This window comes from Peribacillus sp. CSMR9, assembly GCF_033141925.1.
In the GTDB taxonomy this organism is placed as follows: domain Bacteria; phylum Bacillota; class Bacilli; order Bacillales; family DSM-1321; genus Peribacillus; species Peribacillus simplex_A.
This window is the reverse complement of the sequence record NZ_JAOPHO010000001.1, coordinates 319,413-339,915: the sequence shown is the minus strand read 5'-3', so window position 1 is coordinate 339,915 and position 20,503 is coordinate 319,413. Positions and strand designations below refer to the sequence as shown.

General features: G+C 41.6%; 19 protein-coding genes. 1 reads left to right on the top strand and 18 read right to left on the bottom strand.

Annotation, left to right across the window (positions count from 1 at the left end; all coding sequences use genetic code 11):
* Positions 1-139: 139 nt before the first annotated feature.
* Positions 140-865 (bottom strand): GntR family transcriptional regulator, encoded by a 726-nt coding sequence (locus N9I19_RS01690; RefSeq protein ID WP_061462463.1) that lies wholly within the window; start codon positions 863-865, stop codon positions 140-142.
* A 313-nt stretch (positions 866-1,178) separates the two neighbouring features.
* Between N9I19_RS01690 and N9I19_RS01685 the strand changes: the two genes are divergently transcribed.
* Positions 1,179-1,478, top strand: a complete 300-nt coding sequence (locus N9I19_RS01685) for a DUF6509 family protein (RefSeq protein WP_317776825.1) — start codon at positions 1,179-1,181, stop codon at positions 1,476-1,478.
* Between the two features lie 29 nt (positions 1,479-1,507).
* Here N9I19_RS01685 and N9I19_RS01680 read toward each other — a convergent pair whose 3' ends face one another.
* The 17 genes from N9I19_RS01680 to rbfA all read right to left on the bottom strand — a co-directional run bounded on the left by N9I19_RS01680 (position 1,508) and on the right by rbfA (position 20,501).
* Positions 1,508-3,838: a DNA translocase FtsK gene (locus tag N9I19_RS01680; protein WP_317776824.1), complete on the bottom strand. Its 2,331-nt coding sequence runs from the start codon at positions 3,836-3,838 to the stop codon at positions 1,508-1,510.
* 239 nt (positions 3,839-4,077) lie between these two features.
* Positions 4,078-4,305: a YlzJ-like family protein gene (locus tag N9I19_RS01675; protein WP_061462460.1), complete on the bottom strand. Its 228-nt coding sequence runs from the start codon at positions 4,303-4,305 to the stop codon at positions 4,078-4,080.
* Positions 4,302-5,048 (bottom strand): ClpP family protease, encoded by a 747-nt coding sequence (locus tag N9I19_RS01670; RefSeq protein WP_061462459.1) that lies wholly within the window; start codon positions 5,046-5,048, stop codon positions 4,302-4,304. Before N9I19_RS01670 ends, N9I19_RS01675 begins: the two co-directional genes overlap by 4 nt.
* Before the next feature lie 128 nt (positions 5,049-5,176).
* On the bottom strand, positions 5,177-6,847 hold the full coding sequence (locus N9I19_RS01665) for a ribonuclease J (protein WP_317776823.1): 1,671 nt from the start codon (positions 6,845-6,847) through the stop codon (positions 5,177-5,179).
* A gap of 304 nt (positions 6,848-7,151) precedes the next feature.
* Entirely contained in the window at positions 7,152-8,021 is an 870-nt protein-coding gene (dapA, locus tag N9I19_RS01660; RefSeq protein ID WP_061462457.1) for a 4-hydroxy-tetrahydrodipicolinate synthase, read from the bottom strand.
* Positions 8,022-8,069: 48 nt separating this feature from the next.
* The gene (gene dapG, locus N9I19_RS01655; protein WP_317776822.1) at positions 8,070-9,290 is read right to left on the bottom strand and encodes an aspartate kinase; all 1,221 of its coding nucleotides are present in this window, start codon (positions 9,288-9,290) and stop codon (positions 8,070-8,072) included.
* A gap of 98 nt (positions 9,291-9,388) precedes the next feature.
* Complete coding sequence (gene asd, locus N9I19_RS01650) at positions 9,389-10,447, bottom strand: aspartate-semialdehyde dehydrogenase (protein ID WP_061462455.1); 1,059 nt, start codon at positions 10,445-10,447, stop codon at positions 9,389-9,391.
* Between the two features lie 204 nt (positions 10,448-10,651).
* On the bottom strand, positions 10,652-11,254 hold the full coding sequence (locus tag N9I19_RS01645; RefSeq protein WP_125161963.1) for a dipicolinate synthase subunit B: 603 nt from the start codon (positions 11,252-11,254) through the stop codon (positions 10,652-10,654).
* Entirely contained in the window at positions 11,251-12,153 is a 903-nt protein-coding gene (gene dpaA, locus N9I19_RS01640; RefSeq protein ID WP_089364991.1) for a dipicolinic acid synthetase subunit A, read from the bottom strand. Before dpaA ends, N9I19_RS01645 begins: the two co-directional genes overlap by 4 nt.
* A gap of 229 nt (positions 12,154-12,382) precedes the next feature.
* Entirely contained in the window at positions 12,383-12,652 is a 270-nt protein-coding gene (locus N9I19_RS01635) for a YlmC/YmxH family sporulation protein (RefSeq protein ID WP_061462452.1), read from the bottom strand.
* Positions 12,653-12,814: 162 nt separating this feature from the next.
* Positions 12,815-14,041, bottom strand: a complete 1,227-nt coding sequence (locus N9I19_RS01630) for a M16 family metallopeptidase (protein ID WP_089364987.1) — start codon at positions 14,039-14,041, stop codon at positions 12,815-12,817.
* Positions 14,042-14,087: 46 nt separating this feature from the next.
* Positions 14,088-15,047, bottom strand: coding sequence for a polysaccharide deacetylase family protein (locus N9I19_RS01625; protein ID WP_061462450.1), 960 nt, complete (start codon positions 15,045-15,047; stop codon positions 14,088-14,090).
* Between the two features lie 157 nt (positions 15,048-15,204).
* Positions 15,205-17,322, bottom strand: a complete 2,118-nt coding sequence (gene pnp, locus N9I19_RS01620; protein ID WP_061462449.1) for a polyribonucleotide nucleotidyltransferase — start codon at positions 17,320-17,322, stop codon at positions 15,205-15,207.
* A 319-nt stretch (positions 17,323-17,641) separates the two neighbouring features.
* Positions 17,642-17,911, bottom strand: a complete 270-nt coding sequence (gene rpsO, locus N9I19_RS01615; RefSeq protein ID WP_061462448.1) for a 30S ribosomal protein S15 — start codon at positions 17,909-17,911, stop codon at positions 17,642-17,644.
* Between the two features lie 147 nt (positions 17,912-18,058).
* Entirely contained in the window at positions 18,059-19,009 is a 951-nt protein-coding gene (gene ribF, locus N9I19_RS01610) for a bifunctional riboflavin kinase/FAD synthetase (RefSeq protein WP_317776819.1), read from the bottom strand.
* Positions 19,010-19,042: 33 nt separating this feature from the next.
* Positions 19,043-19,963, bottom strand: a complete 921-nt coding sequence (truB, locus tag N9I19_RS01605) for a tRNA pseudouridine(55) synthase TruB (protein WP_284471257.1) — start codon at positions 19,961-19,963, stop codon at positions 19,043-19,045.
* A gap of 169 nt (positions 19,964-20,132) precedes the next feature.
* The gene (gene rbfA / locus N9I19_RS01600; protein ID WP_061462445.1) at positions 20,133-20,501 is read right to left on the bottom strand and encodes a 30S ribosome-binding factor RbfA; all 369 of its coding nucleotides are present in this window, start codon (positions 20,499-20,501) and stop codon (positions 20,133-20,135) included.
* Between the last annotated feature and the right edge of the window lie 2 nt (positions 20,502-20,503).

The following is a 20,503-nucleotide window of genomic DNA, read 5'->3' as shown; positions in this document are numbered from 1 at the left end:
AGTTTTTTGAGCAGGAATGTTCTGAAAAGTCATTCATGTTGGCGTTTTCACTTCTCTTGAAAAATTTTTTTGCATGCGTTTGACCGACTTTTAAGGAATCGAACAAACGCTTGCATTCACCGTATGCAGACTAAAAGGACTACACACGTTTACGAAGGACATGAAAACTGAACATATTGGCTTTAAAGTAGTTAACAGAATACAGGATAGGCTGGTCCCAATCATCCAGATGCATCTGCTTTAGAACGAGGAGTGCGGCTTCTGGCGAACATTTAAGGATAGGAGAAACTTTCTCATGATATCCAATAGGCTCAATCTCTGCTACGGCATGCGTAATTTTTCGATTCGCATCTCTTTCCAAAATATCAAAAAGAGACTCATCATTACGGTCAAAATTTTCTGATAGTATTGATTCAGGAATTTTGTCAACACAGTAGACAACTGGTTCGCCATTCGCTGTCCTTACACGTTCAATGATGACGATGCGTTCATCTGGTGAACAAGAAAACCTTTGTATATCCTCTTCTGTAGCTTCTTGGGTCGTCGAGCTTAAGAAAATCGTACCCGGCTTCATTCCTGCCTCTTCAATCATGTTCGTGACACTTTTTAATTGCTCGATACCTGAAGTGAAGCGAGGTTTTGGATTGACAAAGGTCCCAACTCCATGGCGGCGAATGATAACGTTTTCTTCTTCTAAAATTCGCAGCGCTTCTCGAAGTGTCGCCCTACTCACTCCCAATTTTTTTGCAAGATCGAATTCTGAAGGGAATTTTTCATTTTCCTGATAGACTCCTGCTTCAATATCCTGCTTCAGGTAATCAATGACCTGCAAATATAAATGTCGACTATCTGATTTTATTGACATACAGTTTCCCCCAGCTAATTTCTTAAGACATCAGACCTCTGATGTTGAATCATTCCTACTAATCGAAAATAATATAACATTTTTTTTGATATAAATAAATAGTGTTTTACTATTTACTTTAAAAGAATTTAGGATAAATTACCCTCCTCTGTGTCTTTCCGTCTAGGGATGGCCGCGAAAGTTGTACGATTATTCTCCTAAATCAGATATTTTTTTTTTTTTGAAAATGCAAGATGAATGCAGCCAGCTTTCTTTTCAAGGCACCGTTTTCCTGTATAATAAGATTTATCTTCTTTGAAGGGATGTACACATGATGTTAAAGATTACAGAATACACGATTGAAAAATTGAATGATCCATTCGGAATTTTATCCGGGGAGCGTTACGAGTTGTTCTTGGATATTGAAGTGCCGGAAGAGGATGAGCTCTTTTCGGAAAATGGTTTATATATCCGGGTACTTTTTGTAGTGGAAGAACAAATAGGCAAGCTGATTAAATATGATATTTTTGAAAAAGGGAACGAAGCCGCACTCGAATTCGATTTAGAGGAAGATGAAGAAGCGATGATTTACGACTTCTGTCTTAAACATTTAGATGAGGCGATGAAGAATTAAAAAACCGGGCAGCCGCCCGGTTTTTTTTCCTATGATAAATGCGCTTCATCCTGTTCATCTTTAGTGACCAATACATTTCGTGGCTTACTGCCTTCATATGGCCCGACAATTCCCCTCGTTTCCATTTCATCAATCAATCTTGCTGCCCGCGTGTAGCCAATCCGGAAACGGCGCTGCAGCATGGAAACGGATGCGGTCTGCATTTCTATGATCAAGGACACGGCATCCCCGTATAAACTATCTTCGACTTCACCATTTGAAGTTTCTGCAATTTCATCCGGGATCATCTCTTCGTTATATTGTGCTTTTTGTTGTGAAATGACATATGTGACAACTTCCTCGACTTCATTGTCGGATAAAAAGGCCCCTTGGACGCGAACGGGTTTAGAAGCTCCTGCAGGCAGGAAGAGCATGTCACCCCGCCCTAACAGTTTTTCGGCACCGCCCATGTCCAGGATCGTTCTCGAATCGGTCATTGATGAGACACTAAAAGCAATCCGAGATGGGATGTTCGCTTTAATGACCCCTGTAATAACATCTACGGAAGGCCGCTGAGTGGCTATTATCAAATGGATGCCTGCAGCCCGTGCCATTTGCGCAAGCCGTGTTATGGCATCCTCAACATCATTCGAGGCGACCATCATCAAATCTGCCAGCTCATCGACAATGACTACGATATAGGGCAGGAGCGGTTGCTTTGCATCTTCTTCAATGTTATATCGGTTAATATAATCGTTGTAACCTTCAATATTACGCGTACCAGAATGTGAAAATAGCTCATAGCGCCTTTCCATTTCACTGACTACTTTTTGCAAGGCCTGTGCAGCTTTCTTTGGATTTGTCACTACAGGTGCGAGTAAGTGGGGAATTCCATTATAGACATTAAGCTCCACCATTTTTGGATCGATCATCATCATTTTCACTTCATGCGGTTTTGCCCTCATCAAGATACTCGTGATAATTCCGTTGATACAAACGGATTTTCCGCTGCCCGTAGCTCCAGCTACTAGTAAATGCGGCATTTTATTAAGCTCCGCCTTAACCGCTTCACCAGAAATATTTCGCCCTAGGCCTATTTGCAGTTTTGCATCAGGCTTGTCAACTTCTTTGGCCTCCAACACTTCCCTTAATGACACCATCGCCACTTCTGAGTTAGGAACTTCAATTCCTATAGCCGATTTACCGGGAATCGGCGCTTCGATCCTAATATCCTTTGCGGCCAGTGCAAGGGCTAAGTCATCGGAAAGGCTGACAATCTTACTTACCTTCACCCCTACATCCGGATGCACTTCATATTTGGTTACGGCTGGGCCTAAATGCACTTGAGTGACCCTCGCTTTCACTCCAAAGCTATGAAATGTCCGTTCAAGCTTTGCCGCATTTTCATGGATCAATTGGTACTCTCCGCTTTGGTCCGTTTTTTTGGGCTGTAATAATAATGAAAGCGGCGGTAAAAGATATTCTTTATTTTCCACTTCAGTAAAATTCATAGGCGGAACGGCATCTTCCTGCTCTTCTGCACTTTCAGCTGCAGGTTCCGTCGCAACCTGAATTACTTCAGTTTCGTCGCTATAGGCTTTATCAGCAAAGCTGGAAATGATCCGTTCCGTCGCCATTTGCTGTGTCTCCTCTTCTTGATGAAGGGGCTGATCCGTTTCTTCCTCCGGATCTTTTTCTCGTTTCTTCTTTTTTACGGGGTTTTTTTTCTTTTCTTTTTTGTCTTCATTCCACGTTTTCATATCATCACTGAATTCAGACCATTGCTTACTGAAAAAACCGCCAAGACCCATAAAAAACTTCCCGAGGGTTTCACCTAAAGTTTTCCCGGTCAATAATACAGCACCTACAATGATAAAAAGGAATGAGATGATTTTCGATCCAGCTTCGTCGAATAAAAAGTATGAGGAAGCGAATAATATCGCTCCAATCATACCGCCCCCGAGGTCCTTTGTGCTGGCCTTGCCGGTCACTTCCATCCAAAATAGTTCCCATGTATTCGAAATGACGCTGGGCTTCGTAAACGGGCCTCCATCTGCAAGCATGTTAAACAGCGTCACATGACTTAGTAAGAGCATGCTCGCGACAAGGAAGTACATCCCGATGAATTGCCGTTTCAACAGGAAAGGGACTTCCCTCCTTATCATCAAATAGAACCCAGCTGCAATCGCTCCCAACAAAAAGAGGATATACCATTCCCCCATGAAAAAGCGGATTAAAAAGACCGTCCCTTTTCCAACTGCTCCTAGCTTGGCAATGCCAATGATGGCCAACCCTATTAAAGTGAGGCCGATCAATTCATATTTAAGCGTTATTTTTAACTTCTCTGTACTTTTCTTTTTTCTGCGTTTCTTCTTTGCCATAATATCACCTGATTCTTCATGAAACTATTCTAACTTTCCTATTCAACATCACAACATGATTTCCCTTCACGAAACAAACGTTCGCTTATTGATTATACCAAATAAATTTGTCCCTGTCCTTGATATATGTACCATTTCTTCTTAAGGCTGACAATTTGCCCGTATAATGAATAAAGCAGCCAAGCGGCTGCTGATTTTCATTCCAGTATATCATAATTTACCTCAGTTAGTCGTTTTTACTAGGTACTCATATGTTCGAACACATTGATGACAGCTCCCGGCTGAATGTGTACATTCATATAATCTTCTGGATCCGTGCTCACAATTCGATCAATGCGAAACGTGCGTCCACCGTCATGTTCAACCATAACATGTACACCATTATAAATCATTTCTATTAAGTTTGCCGTCTTTTCATGGTGATGAGGGAAAATGACATCATCAGGAACGATCGTATAAAGCGTCATTGCAGAAGCCCCTCCCCTTCCCCAGCTATTTTTGGCCTTCTTTCATCCATGAAGCTATTTAGTTTTCTCATGGCCTGGCCCACTCCTCCTACATCATCGATCATACCTATTTCAACTGCCTCGGCCCCGATTACATTCGTGCCTATATCACGGGTTAAATTTCCTTTAGCAAACATTAAATCCTTAAAACTTTCTTCCGTAACATTGGAATGCCTCGTAACAAACTTAATGACTCTTTCCTGCATTTTATCCAAGTATTCAAAGGTTTGAGGTACGCCAATGACTAGACCTGTCAAACGAATGGGATGAATCGTCATCGTTGCTGTTTCTGCTATATAGGAATGATCACACGAAACTGCAATCGGCACACCGATTGAATGACCTCCCCCAAGCACAATCGAGACAGACGGCTTGGACAGTGAAGCCAGCATCTCTGCGATGGCCAGTCCCGCTTCGACATCTCCTCCAACTGTATTTAAAATGACAAGAAGCCCCTCAATATTGGGATTTTGTTCAATTGCCACAATTTGTGGAATAACATGTTCATATTTGGTCGTTTTATTTTGAGGCGGCAGCTGCATATGTCCTTCAATTTGTCCAATGATTGTTAAGCAATGGATTTTTGAGTCCTGAGATAGTTGCGGGACATTAGTAGCCCCCAGCTGCTGGATCTTTTCGACTAAAGTTGAATTCTTACCTTCCTGCCGGCCTTCGTTTTCATTTGGTAATGGTGCATTATCCACTATGCCAACCCCTTTCTTCTTAGCCTATAGCTTTATTATGTCTCGAGTCTCGGACTTCATTCTTCAAGATATAAGAGGTTTGAATCGAAAAAAAGAACCCCTGACTGCTCGAATCAGGAGTTCTTTACTTAATATTCCATGATGATTGGTAAAATCATTGGACGGCGTTTCGTTTTTTCATAGAAGAATTGGTTCAATGCATCACGCATTTCCTGCTTCAAAGTGGACCAATCGAAGGGTTGGCGCGATCCATTTTTTTTCACGATTTCACTTACTATTTCAGTTGCTTCCCCAATCATTTTTTCTGATTCGCGTACATAAACGAATCCCCTTGTAATGATTTCAGGTCCTGCTGCAATGCTTTTATCCTGACGGTTCAATGTGACGACTACAATCAAAATGCCATCCTGGGATAACAAGCGACGATCACGAAGAACGATATTACCAACATCTCCAACACCACTGCCATCTATCAAGATATTTCCTGCAGAAACTTTGCCGGATAGACCCATTTTATTGCCCTTTAGTTCGATGACATCACCTTTTTCGGCAATTATGATGTTTTCCCGTTTAATCCCCGCGGCAATCCCAACTTTTTGATGGGCATATAATTGGCGGTATTCCCCATGTACTGGGATAAAGAATTTAGGATTCATCAAATTGATCATCATTTTCAGTTCTTCCTGGCTGCCGTGCCCCGTTACGTGCACTTTATATTTATTAGCAGATACCACTTCCGCACCTACCCTGTACAGCAAATCGACGGTTTTTGATAAGATAAGTTCGCCGCCCTGAAGTGGTGATGCACTGATTAGAACTGTGTCTCCCTTTTTGATCGATACCTGCTTATGAGTCTGTTTTGCCATTTTTTGAAGGGCTGCAATTGGCTCCCCCTGATGACCTGTCGATAACACGACGATTTCACGGTCGTCATACTGGCTAATTTCATTAATTGGGATGATCAGCTCTTCTTCGACCTTCAGGTAGCCAAGATTCAAGGCTGTTTCATAAACGCGTTGCAGACTTTTTCCTACCACTGCAACTTTCCTGCGACTTGCAGACGCTGCATTGAAGACATGCTGAATCCGGTTGATGTTAGAAGCGAAGCACGCAACGATGATCCTTCCGGAGGCAGCAAGGAAAGCCTCTGTAATATCTCTGGCCACAACTGCTTCTGATGGCGTGTAACCTGGCCTCTCAGCACCCGTACTATCCGAAAGCAAGCATAGGACACCTTCTTCACCTATACTAGCCATTTTACCGATTTCGGGTTTATAAAGACCGGTCGCCGCTTGGTCGAATTTGAAATCCCCTGTATATACGATTGCACCTTCACGCGTGTGGATCACGACTCCGACAGAATCAGGGATACTATGGTTAGTCCGGAAAAAAGACACGGCTGCTTGAGGGAAACTTAAAAGAGAATCGGAATCGATTTCAGTAAATGTTGCCCTGCCGTTAAAGCCATCTTCCTTTAATTTGGTTTTGATTAAAGCAAGTGTAAGCTTTGTTCCATAAACAGGAACCGGTAAGTATTTCAAAACATAAGCAAGAGCTCCCATATGGTCTTCATGACCATGTGTAATGAATATCCCCTGCACCCGTTCCTTATTATCCATCAAATATGATATATCAGGAATAACCGCATCGATTCCCAGCATTTCCTCTTCTGGCAGCATTAACCCTGCATCAAGAAGATAGATGTCCTCATTCACCTCAACGACGTACATATTTTTACCAAGTTCCCCTTGTCCTCCAAGAGAAATGACTTTTATCCCATTATTTTTATCTTTACCCAATCGAATATCCTCCTTAAAAAATCCCGTTCATAATTTCCCAATGATTTCATTATAACTGATGTTCAAAAAACATGACAACACTTACCATTTTCAGAGGGACTTTTTCTTTTATTCATTAATAAAACTTTGCAAGTATGTATGGGACATTCATCCCATGTACTATTCGAATGGTTTTATCCTCTTTCGATCGAATTTTGGAGGAAATCACAATATTCAACCAAAATGCGGAAAATATATCCTATTTCAAATACATCTTTATGTAAAAACAAGCCAATCTTCAACGATCAGCTTGTTCCGTGTATTTTTATTTTTTTAATATCGAAGTTAAGGCAAGGCGCTCCTGCTCCGTCAATGGCACGATTGGAAGTCTGACCGATCCAACGTCTATTCCATATAACTGAAGAGCTGTTTTGACAGGTGCCGGGCTTGGCGCTGCAAACAAACCTTTAATAAGCGGTAACAGTTCCTGATGCAGCTGAGCCGCCTCTTTCAGGTTACCACTGATGAAAGCCTCCACTATTTTCTGCAACTCATTACCAGCAATATGTGAAGCAACCGAAACTACACCCACACCACCAATCGCTAGTACAGGGAGTGTTAAAGCGTCGTCTCCACTGTATAATGCAAAATCATCATCCGTTCCTGCTATGATTTGAGACATAGCGTTTAAATCCCCGCTTGCTTCCTTCACGGCTACGATATTAGGAATTTGTGCAAGGCGGATGATCGTTTCCGGTTCAATGTTAACCGAAGCACGCCCAGGGATATTATATATCATTACAGGGAGAGTGGTGCTGGCTGCAATAGCTTTAAAATGCTGGTACAGACCTTCTTGATTCGTTTTACTATAATACGGGGCCACCAGCATAATTGCATCGGCGCCATTTTGTTCTGCTTTTTTTGTCAACTCAATGGAAGCATACGTATTGTTGCTCCCTGTACCCATGATGATGGGCACACGTTTTTCAACCACCTTAGAAACATGACGCAATAATGCGATTTTCTCCTCCGAAGATAAAGTTGGAGATTCCCCTGTTGTTCCCGATAGCACAAGTGAATCCGTTCCATTCGTCAATAAGTAATTAACCAATGTAGTCGTCTTTTGAAAATCTACATTTCCCTTGCTATCAAAAGGGGTGACCATTGCGGTTGATACTCTACCAAATATCATCATCTAACACCTCTTTATTTTTTAAAACCTTTATTTATTAAAAAACCATGATTAGTGGACTTCATGCAGTTGAAATGCATCGTGCAGTGAATTAACAGCTTCAATTAAATCTTCTTCTTTTACGAGTACCCAAATAGTCGTATGGCTGTCTGCAGACTGAAGTATGGCAATTTCCTTCTCGGAAAGCGCTGTGACAATCTTCGCTGCAACGCCTGGTACTCCGTTGATGCCTGCACCGACTACGGAAACTTTGGCACAATTTCGTTCAATGACCGGTTCATGACCAAGCTCGGCCAAAATCGAGAGGGCCAGTTCTGTCATCTCTTCCGAAACTGTATAAACCACGCCACTTGGATAAATATTTATAAAATCCACTGAAATGGAGGCATTGGCCATTGCTTTAAAAACTTCTGCTTGTAGATTGTATTGATCTTTTTTTGCACGCACCTTGATTTGAGTGATTTTTGGAACATGGGCAATCCCGGTTACAAGCCTTTCACGTATGTCACTACCCTGGCTTTCCTTGTTCACACTTGTAACAAGTGTTCCCAAACCTTCGCTGTATGTTGACCTTATCCGAATCGGGACTTTGGCCTGCATGGCAATTTCAACAGCTCGCGGATGAATCACTTTCGCCCCTTGATATGCCATATTGCAAACTTCCGTATATGAAACGATTGATAATGGACGAGCTTGATCGGCAATACGTGGATCTGCCGTCATGATTCCTTCCACATCCGTATAAATATCGACCCGCTCAGCTTGCAAAGCCGCACCTAATGCAGCAGCTGAAGTGTCACTTCCACCACGACCAATGGTGGTGATATCCCCATTTTTAGCTGCTCCCTGGAATCCTGCTACAACGACAACATCCTTCACTTCCAGTTCTTTCATGAGACGGTCACATTTCATTTCGATTATTTTCGCACTAGAATAGTCGGAATTCGTCAAGAACCCCGCTTGAGCTCCAGTATAGGCGACGGCTTCAATACCGTGTTCCAACAGCATGTTCGTAAACACGACAGAAGATATCGTTTCCCCTACTGACATAAGTAAATCCTGTTCTCGTTTTGAAAGGCTGGCTTTTGCTCCATTTACTAAAGAAAGTAAGGTATCCGTTGCATAGGGATCGCCTTTTCTTCCCATTGCTGAAACCACAACCACCACTTTATACCCTTCTTTGATCGCATTTTCAATATGCCCTTTTGCAAATGAACGGCTTTTCTCATCACGAACGGATGTCCCACCGTATTTCTGGACGATAATTTTCATAATATGCACCCCAAATATAAGCCAGCTTCCCGATTAGGGAAGCTGACAAAAACTCTCTATCCTATAGGAAATTAATTTTCAAGTTCGTTAAGAATAAATTAATCCTTAACTGTAACTAAACCTAATTTCAAAAGGCTTTCAGCAATTTGAACAGAATTCCAAGCTGCTCCTTTTAATAGATTATCGGAAACCACCCATAAATGGAAGCCTTTATCTTCATCCAAATCTTTGCGGATCCGACCGACGAATACATCATTCTTGCCGACGGATGAAGCAGGCGTTGGGTAAATTTGTTGTTCCGGTTCATCTTCTAACACTATTCCAGGCGCCATCCTCATTAAATCTTTGATTTGAGAAGCCGCTACGCCTTCTTTTTCAACTTCAATGTAAACAGATTCTGAATGACCTGTTACAACAGGAAGCCTTACGCATGTTGCAGCTACTGGAAGGTCATGCATATGCATGATTTTCTTTGTTTCATTGATCATTTTCATCTCTTCGAATGTGTAACCATTTTCTTGGAATTTATCGATTTGGGGAATGACGTTAAAAGCGATTTGATAATGCTTTTCGTCCCCCTTCACCGGTAAAATTTTCGGATCTATTTCTTTTTCATCAAGCAAGTTGCGAGCTTGTTCTTTTAATTCATTTATCGCTGCAGCCCCTGCACCCGAAACAGCCTGATAGGTAGAGACGACAACTTTTGATAATCCGTATGTCTGGCGGATAGGTTCTAATGCCACAACCATTTGGATAGTTGAACAATTCGGGTTCGCAATGATCCCATTATGCAGTTTCAAGTCTTCAGCGTTTACTTCAGGCACGACTAGCGGCACATTTTCATCCATGCGGAACGCGCTGGTGTTATCCACTACTATTGCTCCGCGTTTCACTGCTTCTGGAGCCAATTCCTTAGACACGCTTCCTCCAGCACTGAATAATGCGATATCGATGCCTTCAAAGCTTTCAGGTTTTGCTTCCTGCACTTCGATTTCTTCGCCCTTAAACTTAAGTTTGATTCCAGCGGAACGAGCCGATGATAAAAAGATGATTTTCTTAATCGGTAAGTCCCTTTGTTCGAGTGTTGAAATCATTTGTTGTCCTACTGCTCCAGTTGCTCCCACAACTGCAATACGCAATCCCTGTGTCTCAGTCATTTATACATACTCCTTTTCTATCTCTTAAAATTAGTTTATAGTTGGATTTACTCTTCTTGTTCAGAATATCATTTATTTTATCACATTAACATTCCAAAGGGTCGGACTTTAACAAAATATTCTGGTAGTGGAGTGGTTTTTTATAACTTTACACTACAAAATTATGCATATATGTGAAAGCGGGAGCGTGCCTGAAAACTTGTTTTAGTCTAAATCATCCTTGAACCTTTCGACGATGACCGGTTGAACCTGTTCCCTTTCCAGTGCCGCAACGATCGTATCCCTTATCATACTCATCCTTGCAACCATGGAACTTGGCTTTCCTATTGGATTATCCTGGCCATATGGAACAAAATAAATATCTTTTGCTGCCATCAGCCTCATTAGATTGACACCATTTAACCCAAGTGCATCATTCGTTGATATAGCGACCACAACTGGACGGTGATTTCTCATCGTCGCTTTTGCAGCCATAAGTACAGGCGAATCGGTAAGAGCATTTGCCATTTTACTCATTGAGTTACCCGTTAAAGGAGCGATTACCATGCAATCAAGTGGCAATCTAGGCCCTAATGGCTCTGCTTTGACGATTGTATCAACGACATGATTCCCCGTCAATGTTTCAATCCTTTCGATCCAGTCCTCGCCCTTTCCAAAACGGGTTTCCGTGTTCTGTACAGTCGATGTTACGATTGGAATGACTTCCGCCCCTTCATTTACAAGTTTTTCTATTTCAGGAAATACTTCATCATATGTGCAATGTGATCCTGTTAATCCGAAACCGATCCGTTTCCCTTGGAGACTCATAGTTTTTTCCCCTTCCTTTTCATAAACTCGCCTTGAATCAATAGTCCCAGTGCATTTGCTAATATCTGACCAGCCGTTTTCGGGGCAACTATACCCGGTAGGCTCGGTGCCAACAGCGCTTTAATTCCCCTTTTTTCAGCGTAACGAAAATCCGTCCCCCCTGGTTTTGAAGCAAGGTCGATGATTAATGTATGAACGGGCATATTGGATATAACTCTTGCGGTAATTATCGGAAAAGGAATCGTATTAATACATATATCAACATTTTTCATTTCTTCAGCAAGATCATTTAAATGAAAAGGGGTTAGTGCCATTTCACTGATCCTCGCAATATCTTCGCTTTTTCTTGCCCCCACCTTCACTTTTGCTCCAAGGGCCTGGAATGACCGGGCTACACTCATACCGACCCTTCCCAGCCCAAGAACGGCTACATTCGATCCATGGATAGTAAAATCCGTATGTTGAATGGCCATCATGATCGCACCCTCTACAGTGGGAATGGAATTATAAATAGCCACATCATCACGTTCGAACAATAGCACAAGCTTACGATCCGCTTTCTTAAATATCCCATTGAGGTAATCGTTACTGATTCCTGCATAAAAAATGCAATGTGCCGGGGTCTTTTTTATCATTTCTTCAGTCAAAACAACCTCTTCACTGGAAAAGATCGTTTCCACTTTTCCATCTGAATCCGTGCCCCGGACAGGTAAAATAACTGAATCAATTTCGTTGAAATTTATATCTTTCATTTTTTCCTTAACCGCACCGGTAAAAGCATGGTCGAGCTGTTCAAACCCTACCAATAATAGCTTCGCATCAAGCTCCGTCAGTTTACGGACAACTTCAAGCTGACGCGCATCTCCACCAATTACAGCGATTTGCATGCCTGTGAGCATTAAAACCGTCACCTTCTTTATATAAAAGATCCTAAACATTCCCCGCCTCATGATAAACTTCCCTCAAGAAGCAACTCGGTTTTTGCTACATTCTCTAGTTACCCTGCCATCTTATGTTTTCACTTAAAAAACGGTGATAAGAAAAGAAAAAACGCCTTAGCCATTGCCAGCTAAGGCGTTTTCGAGAGACCATATCCAGACATTCCAAGGAGAATGGTGTGTGAGGTCTTCACCCGTCCATTTGCTCTCCATCTTTAAGTGAAAGTCCTTCCTGAAAATCAATGATGACCATATCCGATCCGATTTTTTTTATATGTTCCCATGGCACTCTTATTTCACTGCCATTCCTTAAAAGGCCGAACCATTTGACAGAAGGGATGATCAACGTGGTAATTTGTCCAGTTTCATCTATTTCCAAATCCGTCTGACCAAGGATTCCCAATCTTTCCGCCCTATTCACATCGACTATTTCCTTACCGCTCAGTTCGCTCAATCTCAATTATAGCTCCCCCTTTTTCACCTTCTATTCAATCTATATCCGAAAAAGGGAAACTTAGAAGGCATTTATCCAAATATTGTCCATAACACCGGCCCGGCCCTTCCATTATAAAAAAAGCCCGACCTCCCATTAATAAAAGGGAAGGTGCAGGCTTGTTCGTTTTTATTTGTCCCAGTTTTCCAACGGGCTCACTAATGACAAGGAATGTTCCGTAAATATCTGGTTTGCCAGTTCATTGACGGTATCCTCTGTCACCTCGTCAATTTTGATGATAATATCATCAAGGGAACGGTGCTCACCCAACATAAGTTCATTTTTTCCGTTTCGGCTCATCCGGCTATTCGTGCTTTCAAGGCTGAGCATCAAGCTTCCTTTAAGCTGTTCTTTACTATTTCGTAATTCCTTTTCTGTAATGCCATCCCTCTTTAATGTATCCAGTGTTTCCTGAATGGTTTCATATAGGCTGTCGAGTTGATTTGTGCCTGTTCCCCCATAGACTGTCACCAAACCGCTATCTTGATAGCTGGAATGATAGGAGTACACGGAATAGGCGAGGCCGCGTTGTTCCCTGACGTCCTGGAATAGGCGGCTACTCATGCTTCCTCCAAGAATATTATTCAAGGTAATTAAGCTGTATGTTTTATCATTGCCGATTTCCAATCCTTTGTAACCAAGGCATAAGTGGGCTTGTTCTGTTTCTTTTTTACGGGTGATCCTATTTTGATGAAAGGAAGGTTTCACCAATTCAAGACGATCTTCCCCACCTTGATACGACCCAAAGTAGCTTTCGACCTCTTGAATCAATTTTTCATCCACATTACCCGCAATGGAAACCACTACTTTATCAGGTGTATACATATCATGGACGTATTTTTTCAATGTATCACTATTGAATGTTTCAAGGGTATTTTCCGTCCCTAGTATTGGATAGCCAAGAGGATGATTTTCATAAACCGCCTTGCTTAAGAGGTCATGGACAATGTCATCCGGTGTGTCTTCGTACATTTTGATTTCTTCGTAGACTACATTTTTTTCTTTTTTCAATTCTTCCCCATCAAATGTTGAATTGAAGAACATATCGGCAAGTATTTCAAGCGCATAGCTTGCATGGTTATCCATTACTTTAGCATAATAGCATGTATACTCTTTTGAAGTGAATGCATTTACCTGTCCGCCAATACTATCGAACGACTCGGCAATTTCACGCGCATTCCTCGTAGTTGTCCCTTTAAAGAACATATGCTCCAGGAAATGTGAAACCCCATTCAATTCAGGTGTTTCATTTCGTGAACCTGTTTTGATCCATACTCCAATTGCTGCTGAGCGTACTGTTGGAATATTTTCCAATACAATTCTAACTCCATTTTGACACGTGTATTTCTTAATCAACTAACATTCCTCCCAATCATTCTATGCTGCTATCGTAACCAAAACATTATGGATTCGATCGCTCTTCATCTACAGCTTCCGAAACGGTAACAACATCCAGGTCTTTCTTTTTTATTTCAATTATTAACGTTTCCAATGATTTTGCAGTAGATTCCGTCGGATGCATTAAAATAAATGCTCCTGGGTGTACCTTAGAAAGCACTCGTTGTTGTAGGACTTCAGGGCTTGGTTTTTGCCAGTCGATCGTATCCACACTCCACATGACTGTTTCCAGACCGAAAGAATCCGCGATTTTCACCGTTTCATCCCGGTAGCTGCCACTTGGTGGCGCGAACCATTTCATCTTCGAACCTGTCACCGCTTCAATGACTTCGTTCGTTTTTCGAATTTCCTCACGTGTAGCTTGTGCGGATATGTTTTTCATATCGGGATGTGAATAAGAATGATTTCCTATTTCATGCCCGCCACCCTTAATCATCTTGGCTAAATCTGGATTTTTCTTGGTCCAATTACCTTCAAGGAAAAAAGTGGCCTTGACATTATTCTCTTTCAGCACAGCCAACATATCTTGTAAGTATTCATTCCCCCAGGCCACATTGATTAAAAATGAAACCACCGGCTTTTTGGGATGGGCCCGGTAAATCGGAGCCGGATCCAGATCCTCTAAGTGTATCTTTGCAGGGACCTGCTGAAATACCAGCTTATCCTTATCGAACACACCCTCCTTCTTCATGGCTTTATACGAATCATCAATATTTACTTTCAGGCCATTATATGCAGGAATGGTTTTCCATACCGAATCTATTCGTGCATCCTCTGGTGCAATCTCATATTTTTTTGTTGATTCTTTTATTTGTAAAAGAAGCTCATCTTCTTGCTTCATTGAAGCAACTGAATGATCTGTTAATTGGGTCAAATAAATTTGTGTATATGGATTTTGCACTAATAACCATGATATACCTGCAATGGCACTTATCGCAACTATCTGCTTCCATTTATTATTCATTTTTTACGCCCCCTTCATACCAAAATGTATGAAGAAAACGGACAAGGTAGAACATGACATACTATTAATGCCATTCATGCTATGTATTATCCCAATGCTTTTTACAAAAAAAAGCATGCAGATTCACAAAGAATCGCATGCCGGAATTTCATTTCTATTACGATTGAGAAGGGTTAGCTGCCTCTTTTTGCTCTTTCAGGACCGCTTTACGGGAAAGGTTTACCCTTCCTTGCTTATCAATCTCAGTAACTTTAACCAATAACTCATCGCCAAGTGAAACGACATCTTCCACTTTTCCGACTCTTTCTTCAGCCAGTTCGGAAATATGCACCAAACCGTCTTTACCATTGAAGATTTCAACGAAAGCACCGAACTTTTCAATACGTTTCACTTTACCTAAGTATAGTTCGCCGACTACGACTTCACGTACGATATCCTCAATGATTTTCTTCGCTTTTTGAATCATTGGTTCATCTGTAGAAGATATGAATACCGTTCCATCTTGCTCGATGTCGATTTTCACGCCAGTTTCTTCAATGATTTTATTGATATGTTTTCCGCTCGGTCCAATGACATCACGGATTTTATCCGGATTTATAGACATTGTAACGATTTTAGGAGCATATTTGGATAACTGCTCACGCGGTTGATTGATTGTTGACATCATTGACTCCAAAATATGCATCCGGCCGTGTTTGGCTTGAAGTAAAGCTTCTTCAAGGATCTCTCTTGATAGACCTTCAATCTTAATGTCCATTTGTAGGGCAGTAACACCTTTTGAGGTACCTGCGACTTTAAAGTCCATATCTCCAAGATGATCTTCCATACCTTGAATATCCGTTAAGATTGTATAGTGCTCACCAGTTTTGACAAGGCCCATTGCAATACCGGCAACTGGAGCCTTCAATGGAACACCAGCATCCATCATCGCCAAAGTGCTTGCACAGATACTTGCTTGTGAAGTTGAACCGTTTGATTCAAGCACTTCTGAAACAAGTCTGATTGTATAAGGGAAGTCTTTATCGTTTGGAATGACAGGTTCCAATGCTCTTTCACCAAGTGCACCATGACCAATTTCACGGCGACCTGCTCCACGGATAGGACCAGTTTCACCAACACTGAAATGTGGGAAGTTATAGTGGTGCATGAAACGTTTTGACTCTTCGGTTCCAAGCCCATCCAGAATCTGCACATCACCAAGTGCACCTAAAGTACAGATGGATAGTGCTTGGGTTTGTCCGCGTGTGAACAATCCAGAACCATGTGTACGGGGCAGAATGGTAACTTCTGATGATAATGGTCTGATTTCGTCAGGATTACGGCCATCCGGACGCACTTTTTCTTCCGTAATTAAACGGCGTACTTCAGATTTGACCAATTTATTCAGGATTTCTTTGATTTGTTTTAATTTAGCTTCATCAGTTTCTTCTTCATAATGAGCCAATACACGATCTTTCACTTCTTTAATCGCGTCTTCACGAGCATGTTTTTCCTGAACTTGTACAGCTTTGTTCAAGTCGGCTTCACATAGGCCTTTCACTTCTGCTTCCAGCTCTGCATCCACCTGATATAAAGCGATCTGCATTTTTTCCTTGCCGATTTCAGCAACGATTTTCTCTTGGAATGCAATGATTTTCTTGATTTCATCATGTCCAAACATGATTGCTTCAAGCATGGTTTCCTCTGGTACTTCATTAGCTCCGGCTTCAACCATGTTGATAGCATCTTTAGTACCGGCAACCGTCAAATTGATGTCACTTTTTGCAAGTTGGTCAACAGTAGGGTTAATCATGAATTCATTATTGATTCTTCCTACTACAACTCCAGCAATTGGCCCTTCGAATGGAATATCGGAAACTGAAAGTGCAAGGGATGATCCAAGCATCGCTGCCATTTCAGAAGAGCAATCTTGATCGACACTCATGACCATGCTGATGATCTGAACATCGTTCCTGAAGCCATCAGCAAATAGCGGGCGGATTGGACGATCAATTAAACGGCTTGCAAGAATTGCCCTTTCACTTGGTCGGCCTTCACGTTTGATGAAGCCACCTGGAATTTTGCCGACTGCATAAAGTCTTTCTTCGTAGTTGACTGTCAAAGGGAAGAAGTCGACATTTCTAGGCTCTTTCGAAGCTGTTGCTGTACTTAATACAGCAGTTTCTCCATAACGGACTAAAACTGCTCCGTTCGCTTGTTTGGCCAATTGCCCTATCTCTACCGTTACATTACGGCCGGCCCAGTCAAATGAATACGTATGTTTTTCCTGTCCCATTTATTAAACCCCTCTCTGAATCTTCACTTAAAGGCTTAGTTTACCTAAACCTGTATTGGATTAAATCATTATATGTGAAAGTAACTGAACTCGAGTTAAAACCAAACTATTCCTATTATGCACGAAAAAAACAAGCATTAACAGTAAAATGAATAAAAATTTCATTCATTTGATTATGTATATCCTGATCATTTATAAATGGAAAAGGACCCGGCTCCTGCCGAGTCCCAAGGACGAAGGCTCAGCCTTTAAGTAGAACACGTCCAAATCATTTGATTAACATCAAAAAAGCGGGAAATTTCCCGCCTTCCTGAAAAAATTATCTACGTAGACCTAATTTGTTAATTAGTGTACGGTAACGAGTAACGTCTGTGTTACGTAGGTAAGTTAAAAGATTACGACGTTTACCTACCATTTTAAGAAGACCGCGACGTGAATGGTGGTCCTTTTTATGTGTGCGTAAGTGACCGTTCAAGTTGTTGATTTCTTCTGTTAAAACTGCGATTTGAACTTCTGGAGACCCAGTGTCAGTATCGTGAGTTCTGAACTCAGCGATAAGTTCGTTTTTGCGTACTTGTGTAATTGCCATGTTATTATTCCTCCTAAAATTCTGTAAAATCACCTATTACCGAGCCAGCGTCGGAGTCTCGACTAGCCAAGCAATGGTTATTTTCATACATACAATAGAATACATGTTTTTCATTAAAATTGCAAGTCTTGTCTATTACTGCCCTTTTTATGCTTTCAGTTTTGAAAAATAGACTATTGCATTTTGCTTATCCGTTTCAATCTGAGCGACCAATGCTTCAAGTCCGGAAAATTTCTGCTCACTCCGAAGCCTTGTATGCCATTCAACCGAAACCTGGTCGCCATAAATATCTCCTGAGAACTCCAAGGCATGGACCTCCACAGTAGGGTATTTAGGCTTTTCTTCGTGGAACGTAGGTTTGTAACCGACATTGCAAACTCCGCAATACCATTTACCGCTTATTTTGATCCTGACGGCATATACGCCTGCAGCAGGGAAGATATAATCGTCACTTACTTCAATATTAGCGGTGGGGAATCCCAACTTCCTGCCCCGTTTTTCACCGTGGATGACATGCCCTTTCGTTAAATAGCGCCGGCCAGCCAAATGATAAAAGTCGGGAAAGTTGCCATTACCGAGAGTTTCCCTGATTCTCGTCGAACTAACCTTTTCATCTTCAAGTGTCTGTTTTTCAACGACAGTCTGCGAAAACCTTCCTTGGGCGTAAACAGGCAAATCTTTCATTGACCCTTGACCATAGCGACCGTATGAATAATCAAAGCCTGCTACGACGTGACGGACATTCAGCCCGGCAATGTATTCGTCAACGAACCGTTCCGGCAGTACCGAAGCAAATTCCTTGCTGAAATGGACTATGAATAAATAATCTATCTCCATCGACTCTATGATATCCACCTTATCTTCAAGTGGAGTAATATAGCGGATATTTTCCGTTTTCCTCCCCAGTACTGCTGAAGGATGCGGGTCAAATGTCATGACTGCTGACTTAAGATTCATTTCATCGGCTTTTTGCTTGGCGGTTTGAATAACAATCTGATGTCCTTTATGTATACCATCAAAAAATCCAAGCGCCATTACAAGCTCAGGAAAATCATCCGATTTAAATTGATGAGGATGCTCTATTGCGATCACTTTCACCTTTCAATCTCCTCTTTCCGACGGTAAAACGGTCTATAATTCTTGTGCCAATACTTTTACAGGTTTAATTAACCCCACTTTTGTCGGATGTATTTGATAAATGGCAATTGCCTTACCGGATGGGTCGACCATCACAAAAGGCTTACCTTTTTCAACAATGACATCCTCTGTTTGTTCCAATACCGCACCGTTAAGTACTTTCTTTGCTACTTTATCACTAATCTGAAATTTGGGCAAATGAAACAATCCCCGCTCCAAGGGCAACAGAAAACCATCAGTTCGTTCGGTTTCCATGAATGCTTCCACCTCAGCAAATGTAAAACAATCCTCTTGCTTAAAACCTGCTGATTCAATACGGGTTAAATCTGACATATGGGCAGGAAACCCCAATTCTTCACCCATCATAACTGCAAGTGTCCGAATATACGTACCTTTGCTGCACTTGACGCGAAAACGGAAAGAAATGGTTTCCCCTTTGAATTCAGAACGATCATCGAGAAGGGTAATTTCATAGATGGAGACCTCTCTTGTCGGCCTCTCCACTTCTACTCCTGCACGAGCATATTCATATAACTTCTTCCCGTTTACCTTAACAGCCGAAAACATTGGCGGAGTCTGTTCAATTTTCCCAGTCAATGATTCGAGCATCTCTAGAATCCGTTCACGCGGAATCACTTGTTCAACCTTTTTCTCTTCCACTTTTTCACCGCTTGCGTCTTCAGTTGTCGTTGAAAAACCAAGGGTCACTTCCCCTTCATACGCTTTGCCGGCTTCTGTCAAATATTCAGCAATTTTAGTTGCCCTGCCAATACAAATAGGTAAAACCCCTGTTACATCGGGATCTAAAGTACCTGTATGCCCAACCTTTTTCGTCTTTAAAATCTTTCTTAATTTAAAAACACAATCATGGGATGTCAATCCCTTGGGTTTCCATAATGGAAGAATACCGTTCACGCTTTCACCTCATCATTTATAAAACACCCTAAACGGTTATCATGAAGCAAAATAAATTTCAATTCCGAAAGGTGTTTTTTTGATTTTTAAATATTTCATTTTCAAAAAAAAGAGACCGACTTCAAGAAGTGCAAAGCACTTTTTGAGTCGGCCTCCTTTTACTGCTTGCTTATTCTTCGTCTTTTTCAGCCGGTTTGTCCTCTGAATTGATTTGGGAAATCAACGACTCGATACGATTACCATAATCAACTGATTCATCAAATTCAAAAAACAACTCTGGGGTCTTGCGCAGGCGGATTCTTTGCCCAATTTCTGAACGCATGAATCCTTTTGCCTTTGCTAGGCCTTGCAGGGTTTTCTCCCGTTGTTCCTGGTCACCCAAAACGGAAATATAAACTGTTGCCTGCTGTAAATCGCCTGTAACCTCAACATCCGTCACAGTTACAAATCCGATTCTTGGATCTTTAATTTTTCGGCCGATAATTTCACTCAGCTCTTTTTTCATTTGTTCGCCAACACGATTTGAACGAAGGCTCATAA

What these genes read in the sequence shown, in the direction of transcription:
- N9I19_RS01675 (WP_061462460.1), bottom strand. Translation starts at nt 4,305, where the DNA reads ATGACGCTTTATACGATCGTTCCTGATGATGTCATTTTCCCTCATCAC.
- asd (WP_061462455.1), bottom strand. Translation starts at nt 10,447, where the DNA reads ATGACTGAGACACAGGGATTGCGTATTGCAGTTGTGGGAGCAACTGGA.
- dapA (WP_061462457.1), bottom strand. Translation starts at nt 8,021, where the DNA reads ATGATGATATTTGGTAGAGTATCAACCGCAATGGTCACCCCTTTTGAT.
- N9I19_RS01625 (WP_061462450.1), bottom strand. Translation starts at nt 15,047, where the DNA reads ATGAATAATAAATGGAAGCAGATAGTTGCGATAAGTGCCATTGCAGGT.
- N9I19_RS01690 (WP_061462463.1), bottom strand. Translation starts at nt 865, where the DNA reads ATGTCAATAAAATCAGATAGTCGACATTTATATTTGCAGGTCATTGAT.
- N9I19_RS01645 (WP_125161963.1), bottom strand. Translation starts at nt 11,254, where the DNA reads ATGAGTCTCCAAGGGAAACGGATCGGTTTCGGATTAACAGGATCACAT.
- rbfA (WP_061462445.1), bottom strand. Translation starts at nt 20,501, where the DNA reads ATGAGCCTTCGTTCAAATCGTGTTGGCGAACAAATGAAAAAAGAGCTG.
- N9I19_RS01685 (WP_317776825.1), top strand. Translation starts at nt 1,179, where the DNA reads ATGTTAAAGATTACAGAATACACGATTGAAAAATTGAATGATCCATTC.
- N9I19_RS01680 (WP_317776824.1), bottom strand. Translation starts at nt 3,838, where the DNA reads ATGGCAAAGAAGAAACGCAGAAAAAAGAAAAGTACAGAGAAGTTAAAA.
- rpsO (WP_061462448.1), bottom strand. Translation starts at nt 17,911, where the DNA reads ATGGCAATTACACAAGTACGCAAAAACGAACTTATCGCTGAGTTCAGA.
- pnp (WP_061462449.1), bottom strand. Translation starts at nt 17,322, where the DNA reads ATGGGACAGGAAAAACATACGTATTCATTTGACTGGGCCGGCCGTAAT.
- dpaA (WP_089364991.1), bottom strand. Translation starts at nt 12,153, where the DNA reads ATGCTCACAGGCATGCAAATCGCTGTAATTGGTGGAGATGCGCGTCAG.
- dapG (WP_317776822.1), bottom strand. Translation starts at nt 9,290, where the DNA reads ATGAAAATTATCGTCCAGAAATACGGTGGGACATCCGTTCGTGATGAG.